Source organism: Kitasatospora sp. RG8 (assembly GCF_017813315.1).
In the GTDB taxonomy this organism is placed as follows: domain Bacteria; phylum Actinomycetota; class Actinomycetes; order Streptomycetales; family Streptomycetaceae; genus Kitasatospora.
In genome coordinates this window covers 95,857-121,687 of record NZ_JAGIYX010000021.1, presented here as the reverse complement: position 1 = coordinate 121,687, position 25,831 = coordinate 95,857, and the positions used below count along the sequence as shown (strand labels likewise).

The window sequence follows — 25,831 nt, the reverse complement described above, 5'->3', positions numbered from 1 at the left end:
CTCGGCTAGACATTGAGTCAGATCTTGACCAAGTTGTGTCCTGTACTGATCAAATTTGATCGAATGCGAACACCTTTCTGGGAGCAGCTCCATGACGACCCGCTACACCTGGCGCGACGTCTTCACCGACGACGAACTCGACGCCCTGCACGCCGAAGGCTTCGGTCACCCCCGCCGGTCGGTCGGCTGGCGCGCCCGGGTGGAGCGGCACAGCCTCGGCTGGGTCTGCGCCCGCCCGTTGGCCGCCGACCCGCTGACGGCCACTTCCCTGACCGATGGCCGGACGACCGTCGCTCCGCCGACTGGCACCGCGCTGACCGGCACCGCGCTGACCGGCACCGCGTCAACCGGCACTCCGCCGGCCGCCGCTCCGCTGACCGGTTTCGTCAACGTCGCCTGGGACGGCGGCGCCCATGCCTTCCTGCTCGACACCGTCGTCGCCACCGCCGCCCGCCACACCGGGGTCGGCACCGGCCTGGTTGCCGCCGCCGCCGACGGCGCCCGCGCGGCCGGCTGCGAATGGCTGCACGTCGACTTCGAGCCCCACCTGCGCGCCTTCTACCTGGACGCCTGCGGCTTCCGAAGCACCGACGCCGGCCTCCTCCGGCTCCGAATGTGACGGACCCGGCCGACCCCGGGGCCGCGAAACCGTAGGCTCGCCGGATGGACGGATGGGTGGGGGCCTGGACGGGTGGGCGGCGGGCCGTGCACCTGGGCAACGTGGCCGACTTCAACGAGCAGTTCTTCGCGGCGGGGATGGACGACGCGCAGCGGGCACGACGGTTGCGGCAGGCGCACCACTACGCGGGCATGGCCACCTGCTACAGCCCCGAGCCGGCGCTGGTGGTGCTGCCCGGCGAGGTCGAGCGGGACTGGATCGACTGGCTGGCAAGGGAGTTGGACTGGGGGCCGGTGGAGCTGTACAGCGGGGTCGCGCCGGGGGAGACGCTCGCCCGGGCGCTGGCCGCCCGTCCGGCGCTGGCGGCGCGGATCGCCGGAGGCCCCGAACCGGTGCTGGCCTGGGGACGGACGCCCGCGCAGGGGGAGGGGCCCGAGGGGGAGGGGCCCGAGGGGGAGGGGCCCGAAATCGCGGCGGTGCGGCGGTACGAGTCCAAGGCGGCCTCGCACCGGCTCTTCGCCGGGCTGGCCCCGGACCACCCGGGGATCGTCGTGCCACGGCAGGAGCAGCCGGACTCGCCCCGCCGGACCGCTCGCCGACTCACCGCCCGGGCGGGCCGTGGCCAGACCACGGTGGTCAAGAGCCCGCACGGCGTCGGCGGTTACGGCACCGTCGTGGTGACCCCGCAGCAGCTGTTCGCGGCCGGCGGCGCGCGGGCCCTGCTGCGCCGCCTGGCCCGGGAGGAGGTGCTGCCGCCCGGCGGAGGGCTGCTACTGGAGGAGTACATCGACGGCGGCCGGGCGGACCGTCTGCGCGACCTCACCTTCGACGCGGTGATCGGCGAGGACGGGACCGTCCACCCGGTCGGCGTCGGCGCGATGGCGGTGGACGGCACCCGGTACCAGGGGGTGACGGTCGGCCCGGGCGTGGTGCCGCCGGGTGCGGCGGCGACCGCCCGCAGGTTCGGACGCGCGGTCGGCGAGCGCCTCGCGGCGGAGGGTCACCGCGGCTGGTACGACGTCGACTTCGTCACCGACCGGGAGCGGAGGCTCGCGCCCACCGAGACCAACCTGCGGCTGACCGGCCCCGCGATCGCCTTCGTGCTGCAGGCTCGGCTGGACCAGGTCCGCGGTCCGGGGCACGTGGTCCGCACCCTGGACGCGATGCCGCTCGGCGCCCGGCTCTCCCAGCAGGCGCTCCACGACCACCTGGACCGGCTGCGCCCGCGCTGCGCCGCGCTCGGCGTCACCCTGCTGCCGCTGGTGGTGACGGCCGGATACGACCCGGAACCGGCCGTCGGCCTGGCGCTCGCCGCGCGCGGTGACGCACCGAACGCCGGGGCGCCCGGTGCGGTCGAGGCGTTGGACGCGGCCGAGGCTCTGGTCGGGGCGGCCAACCAGGCGCTGGGCCGGATGTTCGAGGCCCTGCGCTGAGCCCGCGGCGCCTCGCCGCGGGCCCGTCGGCTTGCGTCGCCGCGGGCCCTCTCGCCGGCTCGCCGCGCCGCGGGCCCTCTCGCCGCCTCGCCTCCTGACGCCCCGCGGACCAGCACCTCCGCCCCGCGGACCATCACCTCCGCCCGGCGGGCCGTCACCTCCGCCCGGCGGGCTGTCACCTCCGCTCGGCCGGCGACCTCCAGGCCAGGAAGCGCACCACGATCGCGGCGGCGATCATCAGTGCGATGTTGAACGCGTAGACCAGGACCGCCTGCCGGGGCCAGTCCGTCGGCGAGCTGGTCCGGTAGAGGTTGTCCTGGGGCCACCAGGCGGCGAGCAGCCAGAAGACCGACACCGCCGTGGCGATGGAGAGCCCGACCGGCCGGTTGAACCTGGCGATGACCGCGGGGCCGGCCATGAGGAAGGCCACGCCCAGGCCGAAGGAGAGGTACTCGAAGACGTACAGGATGCGGAACCAGCCGGAATAGGGGTCAGGCACCGCCGAGACGTCGGTGGATCCCGGCCAGAGGGTGTCGGTGAGCAGCCAGGCGACGAAGGCGAAGGGCAGGGCGAGCGCGATCCAGCCGCAGCCGAGCTTGGCCGCCCGGTCGTCGCCCGGCCGCCGACCCCCCGCCTTGCCGCCGCCCCCGCCACCCTTTCCACCCCTGCCGCCCTTACCGCCCCTCGGGGCCCCTGGCCCGTTGGACGCGAAGTAGTCGCGCGGGGCCGGCAGCGGCAGGGCGGCGCGGTCCGGCTTGCCGGCCCGGGTGCGGGGGAGCGTGGGCAGCGGCACCACGGCGGCCGGCGCGGCCCCGGCCGGCAGCCGCTCGGACAGGTGGGCGGAGAGCGACCAGGCGTCGACCTCGTCGGCGTTCGGCGCCGCCACCGCGTAACCGACCAGGACGCGCCGCCCCGGCTCCGGCTCGACCTCGGCGACGGCGGCCTCCCGCACCGCCGGGTGAGCGCGCAGCACGCCCTCGGCGTGGGCGGCCCTGGTGACCCGCTCGACCACGTCGGCGGCCTGCACGGAGTCGGTGGGTCCGACCACGCCCTCGGCCCGGGCGGTGAACTCCAGGACGTCGTCCTCGCGGACCCGCCCGAGGTCTCCGGTGAGCAGGACGCGGCCGTCGGGGTCGAAGACCGCCCGGACGAAGCGCCGGGCCGTCTCCTCGGGGCGGTTCAGGTAGCCGCGGCCCAGGCCCGGGCCAGCGACGGCGATCTCGCCGACCTCCCCGTGCGGCAGCGGGGTGCCGTCCGGGCCGAGCACGTAGACGCGGGTGCCGGGGAAGGGCGTGCCGACCAGCGAGACGCGTTCGCTGAGTTCGCCGCCCGCGGAGCCGGCGGCGTCGAACCAGGTGCTGTCCACGGACGCCTCGGCGAGCCCGTACACGTTGAGCACCCGCGTGCCACCGCCCCCGGGCCCGTCCACCGTGGCGCCCCCGGCCCCGTCCACCGTGGCACTCCCGGCCCCGTCCTCCGGGCCGTCCGCGGCCCCGTCCTCCGGGCCGTGCTTGACCAGGCCCGCGGTGCCGCCCCCGCCGCCCGTACCACCCTCGACGCCCCTGCCGCCGGCGCCACCCGCAACACGCCCGCCGCCGGCTCTGCCGAGCAGCTGCTGGAGGCTCAGCTGCTCGTCCAGGTACCACTTCTCCGCGCCCACGGTCAGCAGCCGTACACCCGGCAGCGAGCCGCCGGTGGCCGCCAGGTGGTCGCGCAGGCGGCGCGCGGTGCGGACGTTCAGCTCCAGGACGGTGATCCGCTCGGCGGCCACCAGCGCCGGGAGGTCGGCGATGTCGGCGGTGCGGTCCAGGGTGAGGTTGCGCGGCGCGACCACCAGGGTGGCGCCGGTGCACAGCGCGCGGACCCAGTCGGCGGTGAAGACGTCGAACTCCAGGCTCGCCGTCTGCAGGATCCGGTCGGCGGGGGAGAGCCCGTACACCTCGTGCCAGCCCTGGTGGGCGGCCAGCAGGTTGCGGTGTTCGATCAGCGCGCCCCGGGGCAGTCCGGTGGAGCCGGAGGTGAAGAAGACGCAGGCGAGGTCCTCCGGCCCGGTGGACGCCTCGGGCGGTCCGGCGGGCAGTGCCGCCACCGTCTCCGCCGCCGAGTCCACGCAGACCACCGTCCGCCCGCTGGCGTCGGTCAGCCGTACCCGGTGGGCCTCCTCGGTCACCACCAGCGCCGGATCGGCGTCCGCCAGCACGTGGCGCAGCAGCGGGTCGGGCGCGCCCGGTTCCAGCGGTACGTACGCGCCACCCGCCTTCAGCACCGCGAGCAGCGCGACGAACACCTCGGTGCCCCGGCCCAGTGCCACGGCCGCCCGGCCGCCCGGGGCCAGCCCCTGTGCCGCGAGGTGCCGGGCCAACCGGTCCGCCCGCGCGTCCAGCTCACCGTACGTCAGCTCCCGGGTGCCGCAGCGGACGGCGGTCGCGCCCGGCGAGTGCCGGGCCTGCTCCTCGAACCGTCCGTGCAACGTCCCGGCCCGCCCCACCGGTTCCGCGTCCCACCCCATCCTGTCAGCCCCCTTCGCATCGTGCTTCCCTCCGATCCTGCCGCCAACTGCCTTCCGGCGACAGGGGCGTGCGAACGACCGCCTCGCGCGCGCCCCCTCGCAAGGGCCGTCCGCCCCCGCCGTCCCGGTCACTCGCCGCCCGTCCGTGCCGTCCGCCCCGCCCGTCCCGGCCACTTCCGGCGCGCCCGTCCCGGCCACTTCCGGCGCGCCCGCCCTGGCCACTTCCGGCCCGCCCTGCCCGTCCGCCCCTCGGACGTCACGGGCCGCCATCGCGGCGATGGTTGTACTCTGCACGCGGACGGTCGGTGCCTGCCCGCCCGGCGCGGCGCCGCACCCGCACCCCTGCCCGGCGCCGACCCCCGGAGGACCGCCCGCCATGAGTACGTCCGCCACGAGTACGTCCGACCCGCTGCCCACCGGCCCGCTGCTGCGCACCCGGGACGTCGACGTCGTCCGCGACGGCCGCCACCTGCTGCGCGGGATCACCCTGGCCATCGAGCCCGGTCAGCACTGGGCGCTGCTCGGCCCCAACGGCGCGGGCAAGTCCACCCTGCTCGGCCTGCTCGGTGCGGTCTCCCATCCCACCCGCGGCGAGGTGGACGTGCTCGGCCGCCGGCTCGGCCGGGTCGACATCCGCGAACTGCGTGCCCACCTGGGCCACGTGAACCCGCGTCACCCGCTGCGCTCGCCGCTGACCGTCCGCGAGGTCGTGCTCACCGGCACCGGCAACACCATCGAGCCGGACCTCAACCGCAAGCCCGCCCCCGAGGAGCTCGACCGGGCCGAGCAACTGATCGCGACCCTCGGCATGACCGCGATGGCCGAGTCCCCCTGGACCACGCTCTCCCAGGGCGAGCGCGGCCGCGCCCTGATCGCCCGCGCGCTGATGCCCAGCCCCCGTCTGCTGCTGCTCGACGAGCCCGCCACCGGACTCGACCTCACCGCCCGCGAGCTGCTGCTGGACAGCCTGGACCTGCTGCGCCACCAGCATCCGGAGCTGGCCAGCGTGCTGGTGACGCACCACCTGGAGGAGCTGCCGGAGAGCACCACCCACGCGCTGCTGCTCCGCGAGGGCGAGTGCCTCGCGGCCGGGCCGGTGGACGAGGTGATGACCACCGAGCTGATCAGCGCCTGCTTCGGCCACCCCATCCGGATCACCCGTCACGAGGGCCGTTGGACCGCCCGCGCCGCCACCCGCCGTACGCCGGAGCGCTGACACCGCGCGAGGTGCGAGCCGCGAGGTGCGAACCGTGCGAGAGCGAACCGCACGAGGTGCGGACCGCGCGGGCCACGCGGACCACGCGGACCGCACGGACCGCACGAACCACGCGGACCGCGCGAACCGCGAGGGGTGGGAGAGGCGGGAGGAACGCCAGGAGCAGGGGGAACAGGGGAAGCGGGCGAGGTCAACCCCGCCGTTCGGCGGGTGGTGGCCGGAATTCGTCGGTGGGCTGACGACATGCCGCCGCCAAGGGCCGTCCCCACCTGCGAGGACGGCGAATGGGGGGCGGTGTAGACGGCAAAAACAGATATCTCTAAGGTATGCCTTAGCTAAGTGGGTGGGGGCTCCGGGTGGCTCCGGTTCCCGCATCCACACTCAGCCCTGCCCTGGTTCACCCTGCCCTCCCGCTGGAGCCTTCATGTCCGCCCGTCGTTCCACCGCAGCCACGCTGCTCACCCTCGCTGTGGCAACCGCCGCTCTGGCCGGTTGCTCGCAGAAGAAGGACGACAAGGCGTCCGCCGACGCCGTGAAGGTGAACGCCACCGACACGGCCTGCGAGGTCTCCAGGACCAGCTTCCCGGCCGGCCACGTCGTGATCGACATCGCCAACAAGGGCTCGAAGACCACCGAGGTCTACGTCTACGGCGACGGTGACAAGATCATCACCGAGCGCGAGAACATCGGCCCCGGCACCAAGGCCACAATCAACGCCGAGATCAAGGCCGGCTCGTACGAGGTCGCCTGCAAGCCCGGCATGGTCGGCGACGGCATCCGCCAGAAGATCACCGTCACCGGTGACGCCTCCGCCCAGGCCGCCCCGGCCGACCCGCGCCTGACCGCCGCCGTCGACGCCTACCGCAAGTACGCGCAGGAGCAGGCCGACGCCACCATCCCGGCCGTCGAGGCCTTCGCCGCCGCGATCAAGGCCGGCGACGTGGAGAAGGCCAAGCCGCTGTACGCTCCGTCGCGCGCCGGCTGGGAGCGCACCGAGCCGGTCGCCGAGAGCTTCGGTGACGTCGACCCGAAGACCGACACCCGCGAGGACAAGCTGGAGGCCGGTCAGGAGTGGACCGGCTGGCACAAGCTGGAGAAGTCGCTCTGGGCCGAGAACAAGATCGACGATGCCGACAAGAAGCTCGCCGACCAGCTGGTCGCCGACCTGAAGGACTGGCAGAAGAAGATCCCCGAGGCGGAGATCACCGCGACCAGCATGGCCAACGGTGCCAAGGAACTGCTGGACGAGGTCGCCACCAACAAGATCACCGGCGAGGAGGACCGTTACAGCCACACGGACCTCGCCGACTTCCAGGCCAACGTCGAGGGCGCGCAGAAGGCCTACGAGCTGCTGAAGCCGGTCGCCTCGGAGAAGGACGCCGAGCTGGCCAAGACCCTGGACTCGGAGTTCGCCGCGATCCAGGCGCTGCTCGCCAAGTACAAGCAGGCCGACGGCACCTTCACCTCGTACGACAAGGTGGCCGAGGCCGAGCGCAAGACCTTCTCCGACGCGGTGAACTCGCTGGGTGAGCCGCTGTCGAAGCTGGGTGCCGCGGTGGTCGTCAAGTAGTACCCGCCCGGCCGGCCCCGACCGGGGCCGGCCCAGCAGAGCACCACACCTCCACCACACCGCCGTGGCGGCCCGATCGGCCGCCACGGCATCCGTGAGTTCAGTACAGAGAAGGGCCCGCCCGCCGATGGACGCCGAGAACGAGCAGCAGACCGGAACTCCGGCCGCCTCCGACGCCGCTGCCACCCCCACCGCCTCCGAGGCCGCTGCCGCCACCGCCGGTGCGACCGCCGCCGGCCAGGACGGTGCCGCCCGGGGCCCGGTCAGCCGCCGTGCCGTGATCGGCTGGGCGGGCGCCGGGGTCGCCCTCGGCGCGGCCGGCGTCGGCTCGGTCGCCGCCGCCACCCGGCAGGACGACCCGGCCCCGGCGGCCGCCGCCACCGCCGGGGACATCCCGTTCTTCGGCGACCACCAGTCCGGCATCTCCACCCCGGTCCAGGACCGGCTGCACTTCGCCGCCTTCGACGTCTCGGCCACGGCCACGCGCGAGTCGCTGGTGAAGATGCTGAAGGAGTGGACCAAGGCCGCCGCCGCGATGACCGGCGGGCGCGAGGTCGGCAGCGGCGCCGCCAGCGGCCTTCCGCAGGCTCCGCCGGACGACACCGGCGAGGCGATGGGCCTGCCCGCCTGCCGGCTCACCCTCACCATCGGCTTCGGCCCGTCCCTGTTCGAGAAGGACGGCGTGGACCGCTTCGGCCTCAAGGCCAAGCGCCCCGAGGCCCTGATCGACCTGCCGAACTTCAAGGGCGACAAGCTCGACCCGCAGCGCAGCGGCGGCGACATCTGCATCCAGGCCTGTGCGGACGACCCGCAGGTCGCCGTGCACGCGATCCGCAACCTGGCCCGGATCGGCATGGGCACGGTCAACATCCGCTGGTCGCAGCTGGGCTTCGGCAAGACCTCCTCCACCACCCCGGACGCGCAGACCCCGCGCAACATGATGGGTTTCAAGGACGGCACCCACAACATCGCCGGCACCGACACGGCCAAGCTCGCCGAGCACGTCTGGGTCGGCCCCGGCGAGGGCCCGGACTGGATGACCGGCGGCTCCTACCTGGTCGCCCGTCGCATCCGGATGCACATCGAGACCTGGGACCGCACCTCGCTCAAGGAGCAGGAGGACGTCTTCGGCCGCACCAAGGGCGAGGGCGCCCCGTACGGGAAGCCGAAGGAGCACGACGCGCCGGACCTCAAGGCGATGCCCGAGGACTCGCACGTGCGCCTCGCCCACCCGGACAGCAACGACGGTCTGATGATCCTGCGCCGCGGTTTCTCCTTCACCGACGGGACGGACGGCCTCGGCCGCCTGGACGCCGGCCTCTTCTTCCTCGCCTACCAGCGCGACAGCCGCAAGGCGTTCGTCCCGCTCCAGCAGCGCCTCGCCTCCAGCGACAAGCTCAACGAGTACATCCAGCACGTCGGCTCCGCCCACTTCGCCTGCCCGGCGGGCGTCCGCAAGCCCGGCGAGTGGTGGGGCCAAGCCCTCTTCGGCTGATCCCCGTCCCGTTCGAACCCCGAGGAGAGTGCCGTGTTCGGCAACTACCTGATCGGCCTGCGCGAGGGCCTCGAAGCCAGCCTCGTCGTCTGCATCCTGATCGCCTATCTGGTCAAGACCGACCGCAAGGACAAGCTCGCGCCGGTCTGGGGCGGCATCACGGCGGCCGTCGTGCTGAGCATGGCGTTCGGCGCGGTCCTCCAGTTCGGCTCCTCGCAGCTGACCTTCGAGGCGCAGGAGGCGCTCGGCGGCACGCTGTCGGTCCTCTCGGTCGGCCTGGTCACCTGGATGGTGTTCTGGATGCGCCGCACCGCCCGTCACCTGAAGACCGAGTTGCACGGCAAGCTCGACGCGGCGCTCGCCATGGGCACCGTCGCGCTCGTGGTCACCTCCTTCCTGGCCGTCGGCCGCGAGGGGCTGGAGACGGCGCTGTTCATCTGGTCGGCGGTGCAGGCCACCAACGACGGCTACAACCCGGTCATCGGTGCGGCGTTGGGCCTGCTCACCTCGGTGGTGCTCGGCTGGCTCTTCTACCGCGGCGCGCTGAAGATCAACCTGGCCAAGTTCTTCACCTGGACCGGCGCCATGCTCGTCGTCGTCGCCGCCGGTGTGCTGGCGTACGGCGTGCACGACCTGCAGGAGGCCGGCTGGCTCGGCGGCCTGCACGACCTGGCCTTCGACGTCAGCAGCACCATCCCGAAGGACAGCTGGTACGGGACCCTGCTGAAGGGCGTGTTCAACTTCCAGCCGGACCCGACCGTGCTCCAGCTGGCCGTCTGGGCGGCGTACCTGCTCCCGACGCTGGCCTTCTTCTTCGGCGTCTTCGGCGGCCGGCCGGCCAAGCCGGTCGCACCGAAGACCGGCTCCGCGAAGTCGGCCGTCTGAGGCACCGCCCCACCGCTCGCCCCACCGCCCCGCCCGGCCACCGCCCGGCGGGGCGGTGTCGTTCCGGCGGGGCGGTGCCGTCGCAGGTGCCGTCCCGGGTGTCCTCTCGGGTGTCTGTTCGGGTTTCTGCTCGGGTGTCTGCTCAGTGGAAGAAGCCGTACGGGCTGAACAGGAAGGCGACGAAGCCGATCAGGCCGATCGCCGTCACCACCCACCACCCGGGCGCGTGCTCCTGCCGGAAGTACTCCGCGTCGTGCGACTCGGCGAGGTGCCGCTCGGCCTTGTCCCGGGCTCCGATCGCCGACCACCTGCTGTAGCCGCAGGTGTCGCAGACCACCCGTTCCTGGTTGTGCCGGCGCGAGACGACCCTCACGACGTGCTGGTGCCCGTCCGGGCCCTCGCCCGTGATCCTGATCCGATCCATCGATCCCCCTGTCGATCCCCCTGCCGGTCCCCGGGAGTCGCCCGGCCGGGCCATCCTCGCACGCACCACCGACGGTCCGGCCGGGAAAGGGCCCCGGCCCCGGGACGGCGGCAGGGCCCGGCCCCGGCCGTCGTCAGCCGGCGGGCAGCGGGACGGTGATCACGGGGGAGAGGGAGTGGTGGATCAGGCCGTGGGCCACGGACCCGAGGTGTCTGCCGGTGAACCCGCCGTCCCCGTGGCGACCGACCACGACCGCGAGCGCCCGGTCGGCGGCGGCGGAGAGTGTCTCGACGGGGTGCCCGACCAGGACCTCGTGGACGAGCGGCACGTCCGGGAAGTCCGCGGACAGGCCGCCGGTGCTCTCCCGAAGGGACCGGCCGAGCTCCGCCAGGACGGACTTCTCGTCGACGGGTACCAGCAGCGGCGCCTTCCAGACCTGGACGATGTGCAGGGACGCCCCGTGGCGGGCGGCGAGGTCGGCGGCGAAGCCGATGGCGTGGCGGGCGTCGGGGCTGCCGTCGGAGCCGACGACGACCCGGCGTTCCGGCCCGGGCGGCGGGGCCCCCGTCACGCGGACCACGACGACCGGGCAGTGGCTCCGGGCGGACACCGGCACCGCCACGGAGTAGGTGCTCAGCATCTCGTCCCACCGCTTCAGCCCGCGCGAGCCGACCACGACGAGCTCCGCGTCCTCCGACTCCCGGCACAGCGCCGGGGCGGGGTGCTCGCCCACCAGCCGGACGCTCAGCTCCAGGCCGGGGTGGTGGTCGCGGACCAGCGCCGACGCCTCGTCGAGCGCCTCCTCGCCCTGCCGACGCAGGGCCTTGTGGCGGTCGGACTCCTCGAACCCGCGGAGGTCGACCTCCACGGGGAGCGAGGCGTGGACCATCCGCAGCGGCGCCCCGCGCTGCGCGGCCTCCTGCGCGGCCCAGAGGACGGCGGGGGAGTGGGGGGCCGAGGCGTCGATGCCCAGCACGATCGGGCGACGCCGGCTGCTCGATGCCATGTGGTCCTCCCAACAGGGCCGCCCGGCCCGTCAGTACGCCAACCCAGTGTAGGTCCGGGGGCTCTGCCGGGCCGCCGGGCCACCTCCGCAGCGGGACGCAGCCGCGGCCGCGCCGAGGTCGTGCCGGGTCGCGCCGGGGCCGGACGGGTCACCCGGATGCGGGCATGACGCGCCCGAGCCGCCCGTCACCGCCATGGTGGGGACGGACGCCACCGAACGGTGCAGCCGTCGGGCGGCCCGTCCCCGGGGCGGTCCCGGGGCCGTCCCGCAGCACCACGGCGGGCCCGCAACCCGGCCCGCAGCACCGCAGGTGACCCCTGACGACCGTCGCGACCTCCGGAAAGGGCGGGTCATGACCGCAGCGGACCAGCCGGCCAGGCCGACGGGAGCGCAGCGGCGGGTGCTCGCGCCGCTCGCGCTGGCACAGTTCATCTGCAGCTTCGCGGGCTCGAACATGAACGTGATGATCAACGACATCAGCCAGGACCTGGACACCACCGTTCAGGGCGTGCAGGTGGCGATCACCGTGTTCCTGCTGGTCATGGCCGCCCTGATGATTCCGGGCGGCAAGCTGACCGACCGCTGGGGGCGCAAGCGCTGCTTCATGCTCGGACTGGTGATCTACGGGATCGGTGCGGTGCTGAGCGCCGTCTCGCCGGGGCTCGGGGTGCTGATCCTGGGCAACTCGATCTTCGAGGGCGTCGGCACGGCGCTGCTGATCCCGCCGGTCTACATCCTCACCACGCTGCTCTTCGAGGACCTGACGGCCCGGGCACGGGCGTTCGGGACCATCATGGCCCTGGGCGGGGTCGGCGCCGCGGCGGGGCCGTTGATCGGCGGGCTGATCACCTCGGTGCTCAGCTGGCGGGCGGCGTTCGTCTTCCAGGCCCTGGTAATCGCGGTGATCGTCCTGCTCAGCCGCTCGCTCGTGGACCCGCTGCCGCCCGATCCCGCCCGGTCGTTCGACCTCGGCGGAGCGGTGCTGTCGGCGGTCGGCCTGGTGCTGGTCGTCACGGGCATCCTCGCCGCCGACAACAACCTCTGGCTGACGGCCGGCCTGGTCGTCGGCGGCGCGCTGGTGCTGGCCTGGTTCGTGCACCGGATCCGTGCGGAGGAGCGGGCCGGGCGGGAGCCGCTGCTCTCCACCAGCCTGTTCCGCAGCCGGGTCTCCAACCTCGGCCTGGTCACCCAGAACGCCCAGTGGCTGGTGCTCATGGGGACGTCGTTCACCGTGGCGACGTACCTCCAGGTGGTTCGCGGCTACGACGCCGTCCAGACCGGTGTGATCTTCACGGCGGCCACGCTCGGCCTGCTCGTCTCCTCGCTGGCCGCGGAACGCCTCGCGCGGCGGTTCCCGCAGCGGACCCTCATCATGGCGGGCTTCGTCCTGGCCGTCGTCGGCGTCGGCGTGCTGATCGCCCTGGTCGCCGGCACCCCGGGCGCGTGGGCCTTCGCCCCCGGACTGCTGCTGATCGGCCTCGGCCTCGGGGTCATGCTCACCCCGTCGGTCAACGTCGTGCAGTCCGCGTTCCCCGAGGAACGGCAGGGGGAGATCTCCGGGCTGTCCCGCAGCATCTCCAACCTCGGTTCGTCCTTCGGCACGGCGGTCGCCGGGACGATCCTGGTCGCCGGGCTCTCCAGCCACGCCTACGCCGCCGCGATGGCCGTGCTGGCGGGAGCGGCCGTGGTGGGCCTCGCGTCGGCGGCCCTGCTGCCGCGCTCCCCGGCGCCGGGGGCGGGGGACGCGGCAGGGCCCGGGCCGGGAAGCGGGCGCGGGGCCGCCGCGCGCGGGCCGGGGTGACCGCGACCGGTCACCGTCGCGCGCGGTCGAGCTGCTGGTCGAGGGCGAGGACCGCTGCCACCGGCGTGAGGTGGGTGAACGCCTCGGGGAAGTCGCCGAGTTGCCCGCCCGACGGGCCGATCCCCTCGGCGAGCGAGTCGGCGTGGTTCGCGGAGCTGAGCGTCCTGTCGAAGGCGTAGTGCGAACGCACGGCGCGCCCGGTCGAGCCGGCCTGCGCGGACGAGCGTCTCGACGTCGGGGGTCTTCTCGGTCGGGCGCGGCTCGCCGTCCAACCAGTACCTGATCTGCAGCGGCTCGCCCGAGGTGGTGCCGCCGGCCGGTGCGGTTCCCTTCCGGCCGCCCGGGCCCGTCGGCCGGCCCGCCCCGGTTTGCTCCACTTCCCCGACGGACGCTGTGAGCTGACTCTCACTCAAAAGTTCACCTCTAGGGTCTACCCGCGTAAACCCCTGACGCGCCATGCTGGTTACCAGCCCGGGCCGCTCCGCCCGGGGGCTTCCGCCTGCCCTCACACCGACCCTGGAGTCCCCCCGCATGCCTGCGATACGCACGCCCCACCGTGCCCTGGCCGCCGCCACCGGCGCCCTGCTGCTCGCCCTCACCACCCTGCTGGCCGGCGCCGGCACCGCCCAGGCCGCCCTGCCCGCCCCGGTCTCGGCCGCCACCGCCCGCTCGTACCTGGCCTCGATCGCGGTGGCCGCGGAGTCCCACGCCGACACCTACGACCGGACGTTGTTCCCGCACTGGATCACCATCTCCGGCACCTGCAACACCCGCGAGACCGTCCTCAAGCGCGACGGCAGCGGTGTGGTGACCGACTCCAGCTGCGCCTCCGTGAGCGGCAGTTGGACCTCGGTGTACGACAACGTCACCACCACCAGCGCCTCCTCCTTCGACATCGACCACCTGGTGCCGCTCGCCGAGGCCTGGCGCTCCGGTGCCTGGGCCTGGACCACCGACCAGCGCAAGGCCTTCGCCAACGACCTCACCCGCCCGCAGCTGATAGCCGTCTCCGCGAGCTCCAACCGCACCAAGGGCGACCAGGACCCGGCCAACTGGCTGCCGCAGGCGTCCTACCGCTGCACCTACGCCCGCGCCTGGGTACAGGTGAAGTACTTCTACGGGCTGAACGTCGACAGCGCCGAGAAGAGTGCGCTGACCTCGATCCTCAACGGCTGCTGACATCCTCGACCGCGACGGCTGCTGACGAAACGTCTGTCCCGTCCCAAAGCCGGATGTCCCGCCCCCAAGCCGGAGCCCCCGGCCGGTACCCGATCCGGCCGGGGGCTCCACCATCGGCGGTGGCGCTCACGCCTGCGTGGCTGCGCACTCCGGGTGTCCCCAACCGCCGCCCACCTTGGTGATCCGGTCCCCCTTGGCGTACGGCCGGGTGCACGGGCAGGTGCCGGGGAACCGCGCGGCCAGCGACGGCGCACCGCCCGAGGACCGGCGCTTCGCCGTGGACGGGGAGGCGGCGCGTCCGCTCCGGGCGCCGCCGCTCCGGGAGGGGGTGCTCGGGGCCGGGTCCGGCACGGGGAGGTCCGCCGCGGTACCGCCGGCGGCCTCCTGGGTCCGGGCGGCGTCACTGGCGGCCTTGTCGGCCAGGGCGTTCAGCGGATCGCCGTCCACCTGGTGGGCGGGCACGTAGACGAACGTGACGTCCCGCCCGTCCAGGAGCCCGTCGATCCGCTGGATCAGCTCCTGGTTGGCCACCGGCTTTCCGGCGGCGGTCTTCCAGCCGTTGCGCTTCCAGCCCTTCAGCCACTTCGTCACCGAATCACGCGTGTACGTGCTGTCCAGCCGGACCTCCAGCGGCACGGCGGGATCCGTGGCGGCCAGCAGCCGCTCCAGCGCCGTGAGTTCGCCCACGTTGTTGGTGCTGTGCCCCAGCGGGCCGGACTCCCAGCGCTGCGGTGCCCCGGCACCGTCCGCCACCACGTAGGCCCAGGCCGCCGGGCCCGGGTTTCCCTTGGCCGCCCCGTCACAGGCGGCGATGATTCGGTCGTTCATACGGCGATCATGCCAGGCCGTCGGCACCTCCGCGGACCACGTCGTGCGACCGCCCGTCCGGCGGCCACGACCGGACGGGACCAGCCGGCCCGGACCTGTGCGCCGCCCCGGCCCGGACCTGTGCGCCGCTCCGGCCCGGCAGCCGTCCGGCCCGACCGGCGGAGCCGACCAGGCCGACGTGCAGATCACCACCACGATCCCTTTGCGGTTTCCCCATGAACTGCGCACCGCTTGAGGACTTCTCAACACCGTGTGACGTGTGCAATTGTACATGTCACATCCCCACCGCGTACGCGACGGAGCCGCCCCGCGCGGCACCTTCGCCGACGGTCCTCGCTCCCCCACTCCGGCCGCGCCCCCCAGCGCGGCCGACGACGGCCCGGAGGCCCCCACGTGAGCTCCGCACGTCTGTTGCGACTACCGCAACTGGCACGACTCCTGACGCTCGCCCTGACCCTGTTCCTGACGGTCGGTCTGTTCGCCCCGCACAGCCAGGCCGCGCCCGTCGCACCCGGCAAGGCGTCCCCCACTCCCGGCACCCTCGCCGGACTGGCGCCGCAGCCCGCCACCGATGCCCCCGGGCACGGCGACGGCGACCGGCAGTCCACCCCGGCCGACCAGCGCGCGCCGCTCCCGCTCGACACCCGGCCGGCCGAGGTCCGGCCGACCACCAAGGCCGTGCCGACCGCCAAGTCCTTCGGCCTCGCTGCGGCGGCGGCCGGGCAGACCTGCAACGTCGGCGACTTCACCGGCCGGACGGGCAGCGACCTGGTCCAGCACATCAAGGCCGCCGACATCCAGTGCATCAACGGGCTCTTCCAGCTCACCGGCGCCAACGCGCGGGGTGCGTTCCGCGAGGAGCAGATGACCACCGTGTCGTACGCCCTGCGCGACGCGGCCGCCTCCTACCCGGGCGACAACTCGACCTCCGTCGAGCAGCTGGTGCTCTACCTGCGCGCCGGCTACTTCGCGCAGTGGTACCACAAGGACGACGTCGGCCCGTACGGTGCCACCCTCCAGACGGCGATCCGTTCCGGGCTGGACGCCTTCTTCGCCAGCGCGCACGTCCGTGACGTCGCCGCGGGCAACGCGCCCATCCTGGGCGAGGCCGTCACCCTGATCGACAGCGCGCAGGAGAACATCCGCTACATCCCGGTGGTCAAGCGGCTGCTGGGCGACTACAACAGCGCCACCTGGAACCCCGCCGGCATGGCGTGGTCGGTGAACCCGGTGTTCACCGTGCTGTTCCGCGGCCACCAGGTGCCCGGCTTCGACGCGGCCGTCGAGGCCGACCCGAGCGTGCTGGACGCGCTGTCCGGCTTCGCGACCCGCAACAACGACCTGCTCGGCGGCGACTTCGGCGTGCTGGTCTACAACGCGACCAAGGAGCTGGGCCGCTTCCTCAAGGACACGGCGCTCCAGCCCAAGGTCCGTCCGCTCGCCAAGGCGCTGGCCGACCGGTCCGCGCCGAACGGCCGCACCGTCTTCCAGTGGGCCGCGGTCGCCGAGGCGGTCGGTTACTACGACGCCGGCAACTGCTCGTACTACGGCACCTGCAACAGCGCCGACCGGATCAAGGCGGGCGTGCTGACGGTGAACTACACCTGCAGCCCGAGCATCAAGCTGATAGCCCAGGCGCTGGACAACACCCAGCTGGGCACCGCCTGCACCAGCCTGACCGGCCAGGACGCGTTCTTCCACTCGGTGGCCAAGGACAACGGCCCGGTCAAGGACGACGGGAACAACACGATCGAGGTCGTGGTCTTCCACTCCTCGCTCGACTACCAGGTGCTCGCCGCCGCCGTCTACGGCATCGACACCAACAACGGCGGCATGTACCTGGAGGGCAACCCGGCCACGGCCGGAAACCAGCCGCGGTTCCTCTGCTACGAGGCCGAGTGGGCCCGCCCGGACTTCCAGATCTGGAACCTCAACCACGAGTACACCCACTACCTCGACGGCCGGTTCGACATGTACGGCGACTTCAACGCCGGCATGAAGACCCCGACCGTCTGGTGGGTCGAGGGCTTCGCCGAGTACGTCTCCTACTCGTACCGCAAGGTCACCAACGACGCCGCCATCGAGGCCGCGGCCCGTCACACCTACAAGCTGAGCGACCTCTTCGACACCGCCTACGGGGACCAGGACCGCGTCTACCGCTGGGGCTACCTCGCCGTCCGCTACATGCTGGAGCAGCACCGTTCCGACATGGACGCCGTTCTCGCCAAGTACCGGGCGGGGGACTGGGACGGGGCCCGCACCCTGCTCAAGACCACCATCGGCACCCGCTACGACGCCGACTTCGACAGCTGGCTGACCAGGTGCGCGAACGGCGCCTGCGCCACCGACGGCACCACGCCGCGGGTGCCGGAGTGCACGGCCGCCGACACCCGCCAGCTGGACGCCAACTGCGGTCGCAGCAACGTCGCGGCCACCACGGGCAACTACGCGCACTTCTACGTCCTGGTGCCGGCCGGCACCAAGCAGGTGAAGATCACCACCAGTGGCGGCACCGGCAACGGCGACCTCTACTACAACCCGGGCAGCTGGGCGTACACCAACTCCTACGCCACGCGCTCGGCGGGCCCGGACAACTCCGAGACCCTGACCGTGACCAACCCGCCCGCCGGCTACGTCTTCTTCAGCCTCTACGCCCAGCAGGGCTTCAGCGGGGTGAGCGTCACGAGTGAATTCTGACCCGATCGGGTGAAACGGACAGGTGACCGCCCCGGGCGGAGGGCTTCGGCACTCCGCCCGGGGCGGGTCCGTTCCCCGCGGTCGTCCGCCCCGCGGCGCCGACCGCACACCCGGTGTCCGCACACCCGGTGTCCGCAAACCCGGTGGCCGCACCCCGGCGCCCGCACGCCGGAGCCCCCGGCCGGTACCCGATCCGGCCGGGGGCTCCACCCTCTCCGGGGGCGCCTACTCGCTCTTGATCGCGCCCAGGATGTCCATCCGGGCGGCCCGGCGGGCCGGTACGAGGGCGGCCAGCAGGCCGATCACCGCGGCGCCGACCAGGAACCCGAGCACCTGGACCGGCGGGACCACGGTGGTGATGTTCTTGAACGTGCCCGCCATCGTGCGGTTGCCCGCCCAGGCGGTCACGACGCCCAGGAGCACGCCCACCACCCCGCCGAACAACGCGATCACCAGCGACTCCAGCCGGACCATCCGGCCGATGCCGCGCCGGTCCAGGCCGATCGCCCGCAGCATGCCGATCTCCCGGCGGCGCTCGAACACCGACATCGCCATGGTGTTGACGACGCCCAGCACCGCGATCACCACGGACATCCCGAGCAGCCCGTACATGATGTTCAGCACGGCGGTCACCATCTGGCGGTTCTCCGCCTTGATGTCCTTCTCGCCCTTGACGGCGATCAGCGGGTTGCCGCCGGTGGCGTCGCGCAGCGCCTGCTTCAGCTTCGGGTCCGCGCCGTTGGCGCCCTTGACCAGGACCTTGTCCAGGCCGGAGCCGGCCGAGGCGTGCGCTCCGACCACGGCGTCCGGCGCGAGCAGCCCGGACACCACGGAGCTCGACTCCAGCAGGCCGCCGACGGTCAGCGTGCCCTGTGAGCCGTCCGGGTAGGTGACGGCCAGCGTCGAGCCGACCTTGAGGTTGTTGCGCTCGGCGTAGCCCCGGCTGGAGAGCAGCTGTCCCTGCTTGAGCGCGTCGGCCGAGCCCTCCACGACCTTCAGGGTGGCCAGCCGGTCGATGGTGTTCGCGTCCACGCCGGTGAGCCAGTCGGTGTCGCCGTCGGTGCCGGTCTCGACCTCGACGGTGCGCATCACGCTCATGGCGGTGACGCCGGGCGTGCGGGCGATCTGGGTGGCGACCTCGGGGGAGAGCGTGGAGAAGTTCTCCATCGCCACCGTGTAGTCGGCCTTCATGTCGCTCGCGGTGGCCTCGTCCACGGCCTTGTTCACCGAGGCGCCGACGACGGTCAGGGCGGTGATCAGGGTGACGCCGATGGTGAGCGCCGAGGCGGTCGCCGCGGTGCGGCGCGGGTTGCGGACGGCGTTCTCCCGGGCCAGCTTGCCGGGCGTCCCGAACAGCCGGCGCAGCAGCGGCGCGAACATCGCGATCAGCGGCCGGGAGAGCAGCGGGGTGAGGACGAAGACGCCGATCAGCAGGGCGCCGGCGCCGAGGCCGACCAGCTTGACCTCCTTGGCGGCCGAGCCGGCCAGCAGGCCGCCGAGGCCGGCCGCGGCGAACAGCAGGCCGATCGCGTTGCGCACCCGCAGGCTCTTCTGGGTGGCCGGCTGCTCGGCGGAGCTCATCGCGGCCACCGGGGCGATCCGGGAGGCCCGCAGGGCCGGCAGCCAGGCGGCCAGCACGGTCACCACGACGCCGACGGCGACCGTGGCGATCACCGTGGACGGGCCGATCACCAGCGGGCCGTCCGGCAGGTTGGCCTCCAGCGGCCCGTTCAGCAGGGCGCGCAGCCCGGCGGCGATCCCGATGCCGGCGAGCAGCCCGGCCACCGAGGCGGTGAGGCCGATCAGCAGCGCCTCGATCAGCACCGAGAGGGTGACCTGCCGGCGTCCGGCGCCGACGGCGCGCAGCAGCGCGAGCTCCTTGGTGCGCTGGGCGACCAGCATGGTGAAGGTGTTGGCGATGATGAAGACGCCGACGAAGAGCGCGATGCCGGCGAAGACCAGCAGCGCGCTGCTCATGCCCTTGGTGCCCGCCTCGATCATGCGGTCCTGCTCGTCGGCGAGCTCGCGGCCGGTACGGGCCTCGATCGAGTCGCCCTGCGGGACGGCCTGCTTGACGGCGGCGAGCAGTGCGGTGTCGTCGGCGCCCGGCTTGGCCTTGACGTCGATCTCGGCGAACCGGCCGGGCGTCAGGTAGAGCTGCTGGGCGGTCGCGGTGTCGAAGGCGGCGAGCGAGCCGCCGGAGACGACGCGCGGGTCGTTGGTGCTCACGGTGCCGGTGAGCCTGAGCTCCATCACCGGGCCGTTGACGGCCACCCGGACGGTGTCGCCGACCTTGTAGCCGCCCTTCTCGGCGGTCTTGCGGTCGAGCGCGATCTCCTTGGCGTTCTTCGGGCCCTGGCCCTCGACCAGGGGGTAGCGCGGGTCGGTGCCGTCGGCGCCGGGCACGTAGTTGGTGCCGGTGGTGGAGAAGCCGTTGCCGATCAGCGCGCCCTTCCGGTCGGCGATGCCGGCGAAGCCGCTGACCACGCCGCGCGCCTCGGCGGTGCCCGGCAGGGCGGCGACGGCCTTGCGGGTCTCCTCGGTGAGGGTGGGCCCGGTGGGGCCCTTGCCCCGGCGGTCGTAGCCGTTGCTGACGGCGCCGCGGTCGCTGACCGTGACGGCTATGTCGGTGTAGCTCTTGGCGCTCTGGGACCTCAGGGCGCTGCCGAGGGTGTCCGTGAAGACGAGCGTGCCGGCGACGAAGGCGGTGCCGAGCATGACGGAGAGCGCCGTCATCAGCAGTCGGCCCTTGTGGGCCAGCACGTTGCGCAGTGCGGTGCGGTACATGAGGGGTTTCAGTCCTGGGAGTCCGATGGGTGGCGGCCGGTTCAGCGGGCGCGGGTCAGCTGGTGCGGCCCTTGGCGTCGAAGCGGCGCATGCGGTCCAGGACGGTGTCGGCGGTGGGGCCGGTGAGCTCGTCGACGATGCGGCCGTCGGCGAGGAAGACGACGCGGTCGGCGTAGGCGGCGGCGACCGGGTCGTGGGTGACCATGACGACGGTCTGGCCGAGTTCGCGTACGGAGTTGCGCAGGAAGGAGAGGATTTCGGCGCCGGAGCGGGAGTCGAGGTTTCCGGTCGGTTCGTCGGCGAAGATGATGTCGGGCTTTCCGGCGAGGGCGCGGGCGCAGGCGACGCGCTGCTGCTGGCCGCCGGAGAGCTGGCTGGGGCGGTGGGAGAGGCGGCCGGAGAGGCCGACGGTCTCGACCACGCGGTCCAGCCAGGCCTTGTCGGCCTTGCGGCCGGCGATGTCCATCGGGAGGGTGATGTTCTCCAGGGCGGTCAGGGTGGGGAGCAGGTTGAAGGCCTGGAAGATGAAGCCGATGTGGTCGCGGCGCAGCTGGGTGAGCTGCTTGTCCCTGAGGCCGACGAGTTCGGTGTCGCCGATGGTGGAGGAGCCGGAGGAGACGGTGTCCAGGCCGGCCATGCAGTGCATGAGGGTGGACTTGCCGGAGCCGGAGGGGCCCATGATGGCGGTGAACTCGCCCTGGGGGAAGGTCACGCTGACGTTGTCGAGGGCGACGACGCGGGTCTCCCCCTCCCCGTAGACCTTGTTCAGGCCGGTGGCGCGGGCGGCCGCCCGGCCGGTGCGGACGGCGGTTGCGGGCATGGTCACGGGAGTGCTCCTGTGGGGACGGGAAGGGGTGTGAACGGGCACGGAAGATCGTGTTCCGTTCAATCCTCCCAATCCGTGCGCACCGGAAGTGTCGCCCCGGGGGACGGTGGCCCCCGCCATCCCGGCGGGACGGCGGGGGGCCCTCTCCTCCTCAGGTATGACGCCCGCCCCTGAGGCGCATCCGCCCGGCCGGCGGGGCCGCGCTACTCGACCGCGACGCCCCAGCGCACCGCGAGGCCGGCCAGTCCGCCCGCCACCGCCGTCCCGTCCGGAGTGAACGTCCAGCCGCCGCCCTTGCGTTGGAACGTTCCCACCAGCAGGGCGGTGTCCGGCACCCCGCCGGTGGCGGCCTGCCAGCGCTCCGGTCCGGCGGCGCCCGCGCCCCAGGCCGCCGTCAGGGCCAGCCCGTGGACGTAGCCGAGCGGCAGGGCGGGCGGCTCCTCCTCCTCGGTGGAGACCGCGATCACCACCGCGTCCACGCCGGCCGGCAGCCGTTCCGGATCCAGCGTCAGTTCGGCCGCGCGGACCGGCTCGCCGGGGACGGAACAGGTGGGGTGCAGGCGGACCGCGCCGTCCGGGTCCTGCGGGTTGTTGAAGAAGACGAAGTGCTCGTCGGTCAGCACCTTCCCGCCGGCGCAGAGGAACGCGGAGACGTCCAGCTCCACGGCGTCCCCGCCGGCCGTGCGGCTCTGCCAGGACAGCCGGACGCGGCTCGGGCGGCCGTCGGCCCCGGAGGCGCCGCCGTCGGAGGTGCCGGCCCCGGGCGCGCCGGCGTTGGAGACGGTCCCGCCGGTCCGGGCGGGGCCGCCGCCGTTGCCGCCGCCGAGGCGTCCGCGCAGGCCCTGCTCCGCCAGCAGCTCGACCAGCTCGGGACCGGTCACCAGCGTGAGCGGCTTGTTGCGGATGTAGTCGTACGAGCCCGGCCCGAACCCGGCCGTCGTCACCAGGATGCCCTTGATCGCGCCGTGGTGGCGCACCGTCGAGTCGAGGTCCCGCACCGCGGTGGGGGAGACCGTCGAACGGTAGCGCTTGGCCTGGATGACGATCCGTCCGCCGGTCACCGGATCGAGGTCCTCCGCGACCACGTCCACCCCGGCGTCGCCGCTGCGGGCCGTCGTCATCACCCGGAACCCGCGCAGCCGGAACAGCTCGGCGATCAGCTCCTCGAACTCGATCGGGTCCATCTCGAAGAGGTCCGGCTCCTCCTCGCCGCCCTGCCCCGCCACGCTGCCGCCGACCGTCTCCGGCAGTCGGTCCGGCCGCACCTCGTCCAGGCGTTCCGGCCGCGCCGACAGGACGCCGCCGAGCCCCTGGAAGCACTCCACGGCCGCCACCCGGTCCAGCGCCAGCCCGGCGAACTCGGCCCGGTCCACCGTCACCGTGGACAGGAACCGCTCCGCCTCGCGGCCGGTCGCCGGGTCGATGCCGCGTACGAAGCCGTTCAGCACCACCGACGCCAGCAGCCCGTCGGAGTCCGCCCGGAACAGCTCGGCCACCACGCGCAGCGCGCTCTGCGCCAGCACCTCCCGGTACAGCGCCTTGCGCTCGGTGGCCGGACGGGCCACCTCGGCCTCCCGGTCGTCGGTCTTCACGTACCGCACCCGGGCGCTCGCCGGCACCACGTCGGCTCCCGGCAGCTCCCAGTTCACCACCAGCTGGCGCGTCGACGCCTCCCAGGCCGCGACCAGCCGGTGCGGGAACCCCTCCGGCCAGCCCGCCGAGGCGTACAGCACGGCGGTGAAGTACTCCTGCACCGCCTCCGCCTCGCCGGAGCGCAGCCGGCGCAGCAACTCCTCCGTGCGGGAGGACCGTTCGGTGTCCTGGCGGCGGTGCTGGGCCACCCACTCCAGATACTGCCCGTGATACTCGGCCAGGCGCCGCTGCCGGTCCGCCTCCGCCGCCTGCGCCGCGTACCAGTCCTGTTCGAACCGGGCCCGCGCCTGCGCCACGTACTGCTCGTACTGCCGCCAGACCCCCGGGTTGCGCGCCTGCACCGGATCCGGCGGCGGCACCTGGTACTGCGCCTGGTCCGGCATCGGCACCGGCTCCCCGAGCCGGCCCGGCTCGAAGGCCGGCAGCGTCCGCGGCGCCAGCAGCGCCTGCGGGCTGAACGCCGGGCGGCCCAGACCGGCCGCCAGCAGACCCGTCAACTCCTCGACCCGGGAGTCGAGTTCGGCCGTCAGCCGGGACGCCTCCGCCTCCCGGGACTGCTGGTACGCCCGCAGCGCCTCGCGCTCACCCCTGGCCGCCGCCCGCTGCGCCTCGCGCGCCTCGCGCTCGCGCCGGCGCTGCTCGGCAGCCTGGGCACGCCACTGGGCCTCCTCCCGGCGCTGCTGCTGCCGCTGCGCCTCCGCCCAGACCGCCAGCACCCCGTCGTTCCGCCGCCCCGCCACCGTCCACCCCTTCGCTCCGCGCCCGAGCGGCACCGCGCGCCGCCTCCCGGCCGCGCCGCCGCCGCGCCCGCCACAATAGAACGTGGACGGGCGGACCGGCCAAGCGCCCATGACCTGCGGGGGCCGCGGGTGCGGGTCGCGGCCGGTCCGGGCCGGCCCGGCGTCAGCCGGCCACCCGGATCACCGTCTTCCCGACCGTGCCGCGGTCCAGGAAGTGGCGGTACGCCTCCGGCACCTCGTCGAAGCCGAACTCCCGCCCGACGACCGGCCGCAGCCCGTGCACGTCGACCGCCCGGATCACCGCCTCCAGGTCGGAGCGGCTGCCGACGAACTCGCGCCGGATGGTCGCCAGCGAGCCCGCGTACGCCTCGTCGGTGATCCGCAGCGCGGCGGGCCGGTCGCCGACCACCCAGAGCAGCACGATCTGCCCGTACAGCGCGGTGGCGCGGACGGACTGCTCGATGGTGGCCGGCCCGTGGGTCTCGACCACCAGGTCGGCGCCCGCGCCCCCGGTCAGCCGGCGCACCTCGCCGGACCACTCGGGCGTCCGCCGGCGGTCGATCACGTGGTCCGCGCCGACCGCGGCGAGCCGCTCGGCCCCCGCGTCGCTGCCGCTGACGGCGATCACCCGGCAGCCGTGCACCTTGGCGAACTGCGTGGCGAACAGCGAGACGTCGCCGCTGCCCAGGGTCAGGACGGTCTGGCCGGCCAGGAGCGGGCCGCCGCCGGTCAGCGCCCGCCAGGCGGCCACCCCGGCGCAGGTCAGCGAGGCCGCCTCGGCCCAGCCCAGTCCGGCGGGCAGGGCGGCCAGCGCCTGCTCGTCCAGGACGGCGTACTCGGTGAGCAGGCCGTCGACGGTGCAGCCGAGCTGGTCGGCGAGGTCGGGGCGCAGCCGGCCGTCGGTCCAGCGGGGGAAGTAGCTGCCGGTGACGTGGTCGCCCGTGCGGAACCTGGTCACCGCCGCCCCCGTCGCCACGACCTCGCCCGCGCCGTCGCTGAGCGCCACCACCCCCGGCCGGGCGGGCAGCGGGTAGCGGCCGGAGAGGATCAGCGCGTCCCGGCGGTTGAGCGACGCGGCGTGCACCTTGACCAGGACCTCGGTCGCCCCGGGGGCGGGCGGCTCGCCCTGGTGGAGGACGAGACCGTCGGGGTGGCCGGGCTTGTCGAGACGGTACGAGCGCATGGGGGAGTCCTTCCGGGGGGCGGTTGCCTGCTTCGCACCGATCCTCGCCGGGGCCGGGCGGCGCGCCAATTCCCGCCGGGGAATGAGGGAGTGGCCCACGGGGGCCACGGGGGCCGGTCCGCGCCCGACCGCCTGCCCGGCGCCGCCGCCCGTCGGGAACCACCCGACCCGCCTGCCCTCCGCGGGCCGAGCCCCGGGCCTACGCGCCCCGGACCTCCGCGGGCCGGGACTTATGCGCCCCGGACCTCCGCGTACCAGCGCCAGTCGGTCCGGCGCGGGCGGCCGGGGAGGTCGGCGCGGCCCGTGGCCCAGAGCAGGGTCGGCCACGGGCCGGCGTCCGCGTCGAGCGGGACGTCGGGGAAGAGCCGGGCGAGCGTCCGGTGGCAGACGTCGGCCGGGGGCTCCCACGGCAGGCCCAGACCCAGGGCGACGTCGTGCACGTGGACCAGCGTCTCCACGAGGCTCATCGCGGTGAACCCGGCCGGGTCGGCGACGCCCCACGGGTGGTACGCGCGCGTCCCGGGCGCCGCGGTGCGGGCCATCGCGACCATCAGCGCGCCGCTCGCCTCCAGTACCTGGACCAGCCCCGCCGGGCCGGCCTCGTGCTGCGCGTAGACGAAACTGTTGGGCCCGCCGGGGAAGCGACGGACGGACACGAAGGGGACGTAGCGGTCGAGCGGCGGGGCGTCCGGGCCGAGCTGGGCCGCGTAGGCGAGCAGGTCGTCCGCCAGGTGCTCGACGGTGCTCCAGCAGTCCCAGTCGACGGCCCCGGCCGCCCGGGACCAGTCGGCGTCCGCCGGCGCGCCGCGCAGGGTGGCGGCGGCGAGCCGCAGGACGAGGGCGAGGTCGTCGGGCGAGACCGGACCGGGGGAGCGCCGGCCCTCGGGGGCGTCGGGGGCGTCGGGGGCGTTGGCGACGGGAGCGGCGCACGGCTGCGGCTCGGGGGCTTCGTCGATCATGGCGCGACCGTACCAGCGGCG

The 25,831-nt window shown here is 73.9% G+C and carries 19 protein-coding genes; 9 read left to right on the top strand and 10 right to left on the bottom strand.

The annotated features are described in order from the left end of the window. The first annotated feature begins 91 nt into the window (after positions 1-91). On the top strand, positions 92-619 hold the full coding sequence (locus J5Y04_RS27380) for a GNAT family N-acetyltransferase (protein ID WP_245205510.1): 528 nt from the start codon (positions 92-94) through the stop codon (positions 617-619). A 44-nt stretch (positions 620-663) separates the two neighbouring features. Then, the gene (locus J5Y04_RS27375) at positions 664-2,052 is read left to right on the top strand and encodes a hypothetical protein (RefSeq protein WP_209415078.1); all 1,389 of its coding nucleotides are present in this window, start codon (positions 664-666) and stop codon (positions 2,050-2,052) included. A 175-nt stretch (positions 2,053-2,227) separates the two neighbouring features. On the opposite strand, the gene J5Y04_RS27370 is transcribed toward J5Y04_RS27375, so the two are convergent. Next, positions 2,228-4,561, bottom strand: coding sequence for an AMP-binding protein (locus J5Y04_RS27370; protein ID WP_209415077.1), 2,334 nt, complete (start codon positions 4,559-4,561; stop codon positions 2,228-2,230). Between the two features lie 376 nt (positions 4,562-4,937). Here J5Y04_RS27370 and J5Y04_RS27365 point away from each other — a divergent pair, with 376 nt between their 5' ends. From J5Y04_RS27365 to efeU, 4 genes are all read left to right on the top strand, one after another. Beyond that, positions 4,938-5,777: an ABC transporter ATP-binding protein gene (locus tag J5Y04_RS27365; protein WP_209415076.1), complete on the top strand. Its 840-nt coding sequence runs from the start codon at positions 4,938-4,940 to the stop codon at positions 5,775-5,777. A gap of 424 nt (positions 5,778-6,201) precedes the next feature. Further along, a complete protein-coding gene (gene efeO / locus J5Y04_RS27360) occupies positions 6,202-7,347 on the top strand; it encodes an iron uptake system protein EfeO (protein WP_209415075.1) in 1,146 nt (381 codons plus the stop codon). Positions 7,348-7,474: 127 nt separating this feature from the next. Further along, positions 7,475-8,842 carry an iron uptake transporter deferrochelatase/peroxidase subunit gene (gene efeB / locus J5Y04_RS27355; protein WP_209415074.1) on the top strand — a complete coding sequence of 456 codons (1,368 nt, stop codon included), beginning with the start codon at positions 7,475-7,477 and terminating at the stop codon, positions 8,840-8,842. A 33-nt stretch (positions 8,843-8,875) separates the two neighbouring features. Beyond that, the gene (efeU, locus tag J5Y04_RS27350) at positions 8,876-9,727 is read left to right on the top strand and encodes an iron uptake transporter permease EfeU (protein ID WP_209415073.1); all 852 of its coding nucleotides are present in this window, start codon (positions 8,876-8,878) and stop codon (positions 9,725-9,727) included. Between the two features lie 142 nt (positions 9,728-9,869). On the opposite strand, the gene J5Y04_RS27345 is transcribed toward efeU, so the two are convergent. Both J5Y04_RS27345 and J5Y04_RS27340 read right to left on the bottom strand, forming a co-directional pair. Beyond that, positions 9,870-10,151, bottom strand: coding sequence for a hypothetical protein (locus tag J5Y04_RS27345; protein ID WP_209415072.1), 282 nt, complete (start codon positions 10,149-10,151; stop codon positions 9,870-9,872). A 133-nt stretch (positions 10,152-10,284) separates the two neighbouring features. Then, the gene (locus J5Y04_RS27340) at positions 10,285-11,157 is read right to left on the bottom strand and encodes a universal stress protein (RefSeq protein WP_209415071.1); all 873 of its coding nucleotides are present in this window, start codon (positions 11,155-11,157) and stop codon (positions 10,285-10,287) included. A 352-nt stretch (positions 11,158-11,509) separates the two neighbouring features. Here J5Y04_RS27340 and J5Y04_RS27335 point away from each other — a divergent pair, with 352 nt between their 5' ends. Next, the gene (locus tag J5Y04_RS27335; RefSeq protein WP_209415069.1) at positions 11,510-12,958 is read left to right on the top strand and encodes an MFS transporter; all 1,449 of its coding nucleotides are present in this window, start codon (positions 11,510-11,512) and stop codon (positions 12,956-12,958) included. 10 nt (positions 12,959-12,968) lie between these two features. Here J5Y04_RS27335 and J5Y04_RS27330 read toward each other — a convergent pair whose 3' ends face one another. Continuing rightward, entirely contained in the window at positions 12,969-13,148 is a 180-nt protein-coding gene (locus J5Y04_RS27330; protein ID WP_209415067.1) for a hypothetical protein, read from the bottom strand. A gap of 341 nt (positions 13,149-13,489) precedes the next feature. On the opposite strand from J5Y04_RS27330, the gene J5Y04_RS27325 reads away from it, so the two are divergent. After that, positions 13,490-14,137, top strand: a complete 648-nt coding sequence (locus tag J5Y04_RS27325) for an HNH endonuclease family protein (protein WP_209415066.1) — start codon at positions 13,490-13,492, stop codon at positions 14,135-14,137. A gap of 126 nt (positions 14,138-14,263) precedes the next feature. Here the strand turns inward: J5Y04_RS27325 and J5Y04_RS27320 are convergent, their stop codons facing one another. Beyond that, positions 14,264-14,965: a ribonuclease H gene (locus tag J5Y04_RS27320; RefSeq protein WP_209415064.1), complete on the bottom strand. Its 702-nt coding sequence runs from the start codon at positions 14,963-14,965 to the stop codon at positions 14,264-14,266. Positions 14,966-15,358: 393 nt separating this feature from the next. Between J5Y04_RS27320 and J5Y04_RS27315 the strand changes: the two genes are divergently transcribed. After that, a complete protein-coding gene (locus tag J5Y04_RS27315) occupies positions 15,359-17,662 on the top strand; it encodes a M9 family metallopeptidase (protein ID WP_307853316.1) in 2,304 nt (767 codons plus the stop codon). A gap of 225 nt (positions 17,663-17,887) precedes the next feature. On the opposite strand, the gene J5Y04_RS27310 is transcribed toward J5Y04_RS27315, so the two are convergent. The 5 genes from J5Y04_RS27310 to J5Y04_RS27290 form a co-directional block, all read right to left on the bottom strand. Continuing rightward, positions 17,888-20,449, bottom strand: a complete 2,562-nt coding sequence (locus J5Y04_RS27310) for an ABC transporter permease (protein WP_209415063.1) — start codon at positions 20,447-20,449, stop codon at positions 17,888-17,890. A gap of 55 nt (positions 20,450-20,504) precedes the next feature. Next, positions 20,505-21,275 (bottom strand): ABC transporter ATP-binding protein, encoded by a 771-nt coding sequence (locus J5Y04_RS27305; RefSeq protein WP_374106113.1) that lies wholly within the window; start codon positions 21,273-21,275, stop codon positions 20,505-20,507. A gap of 203 nt (positions 21,276-21,478) precedes the next feature. After that, positions 21,479-23,668 carry a restriction endonuclease gene (locus J5Y04_RS27300; RefSeq protein WP_307853315.1) on the bottom strand — a complete coding sequence of 730 codons (2,190 nt, stop codon included), beginning with the start codon at positions 23,666-23,668 and terminating at the stop codon, positions 21,479-21,481. Positions 23,669-23,831: 163 nt separating this feature from the next. Then, positions 23,832-24,851, bottom strand: coding sequence for an NAD(P)-dependent alcohol dehydrogenase (locus tag J5Y04_RS27295; protein WP_209415060.1), 1,020 nt, complete (start codon positions 24,849-24,851; stop codon positions 23,832-23,834). A gap of 230 nt (positions 24,852-25,081) precedes the next feature. Further along, positions 25,082-25,810 carry a maleylpyruvate isomerase N-terminal domain-containing protein gene (locus J5Y04_RS27290; RefSeq protein WP_209415058.1) on the bottom strand — a complete coding sequence of 243 codons (729 nt, stop codon included), beginning with the start codon at positions 25,808-25,810 and terminating at the stop codon, positions 25,082-25,084. Between the last annotated feature and the right edge of the window lie 21 nt (positions 25,811-25,831).

Excerpts from the sequence above, each read along its gene's own strand:
- J5Y04_RS27380 (WP_245205510.1), top strand. The coding sequence starts at position 92 with ATGACGACCCGCTACACCTGGCGCGACGTCTTCACCGACGACGAACTC.
- J5Y04_RS27375 (WP_209415078.1), top strand. The coding sequence starts at position 664 with ATGGACGGATGGGTGGGGGCCTGGACGGGTGGGCGGCGGGCCGTGCAC.
- J5Y04_RS27370 (WP_209415077.1), bottom strand. The coding sequence starts at position 4,561 with ATGGGGTGGGACGCGGAACCGGTGGGGCGGGCCGGGACGTTGCACGGA.
- J5Y04_RS27365 (WP_209415076.1), top strand. The coding sequence starts at position 4,938 with ATGAGTACGTCCGCCACGAGTACGTCCGACCCGCTGCCCACCGGCCCG.
- efeO (WP_209415075.1), top strand. The coding sequence starts at position 6,202 with ATGTCCGCCCGTCGTTCCACCGCAGCCACGCTGCTCACCCTCGCTGTG.
- efeB (WP_209415074.1), top strand. The coding sequence starts at position 7,475 with ATGGACGCCGAGAACGAGCAGCAGACCGGAACTCCGGCCGCCTCCGAC.
- J5Y04_RS27345 (WP_209415072.1), bottom strand. The coding sequence starts at position 10,151 with ATGGATCGGATCAGGATCACGGGCGAGGGCCCGGACGGGCACCAGCAC.
- J5Y04_RS27340 (WP_209415071.1), bottom strand. The coding sequence starts at position 11,157 with ATGGCATCGAGCAGCCGGCGTCGCCCGATCGTGCTGGGCATCGACGCC.
- J5Y04_RS27335 (WP_209415069.1), top strand. The coding sequence starts at position 11,510 with ATGACCGCAGCGGACCAGCCGGCCAGGCCGACGGGAGCGCAGCGGCGG.
- J5Y04_RS27325 (WP_209415066.1), top strand. The coding sequence starts at position 13,490 with ATGCCTGCGATACGCACGCCCCACCGTGCCCTGGCCGCCGCCACCGGC.
- J5Y04_RS27320 (WP_209415064.1), bottom strand. The coding sequence starts at position 14,965 with ATGAACGACCGAATCATCGCCGCCTGTGACGGGGCGGCCAAGGGAAAC.
- J5Y04_RS27310 (WP_209415063.1), bottom strand. The coding sequence starts at position 20,449 with ATGTACCGCACCGCACTGCGCAACGTGCTGGCCCACAAGGGCCGACTG.
- J5Y04_RS27295 (WP_209415060.1), bottom strand. The coding sequence starts at position 24,851 with ATGCGCTCGTACCGTCTCGACAAGCCCGGCCACCCCGACGGTCTCGTC.
- J5Y04_RS27290 (WP_209415058.1), bottom strand. The coding sequence starts at position 25,810 with ATGATCGACGAAGCCCCCGAGCCGCAGCCGTGCGCCGCTCCCGTCGCC.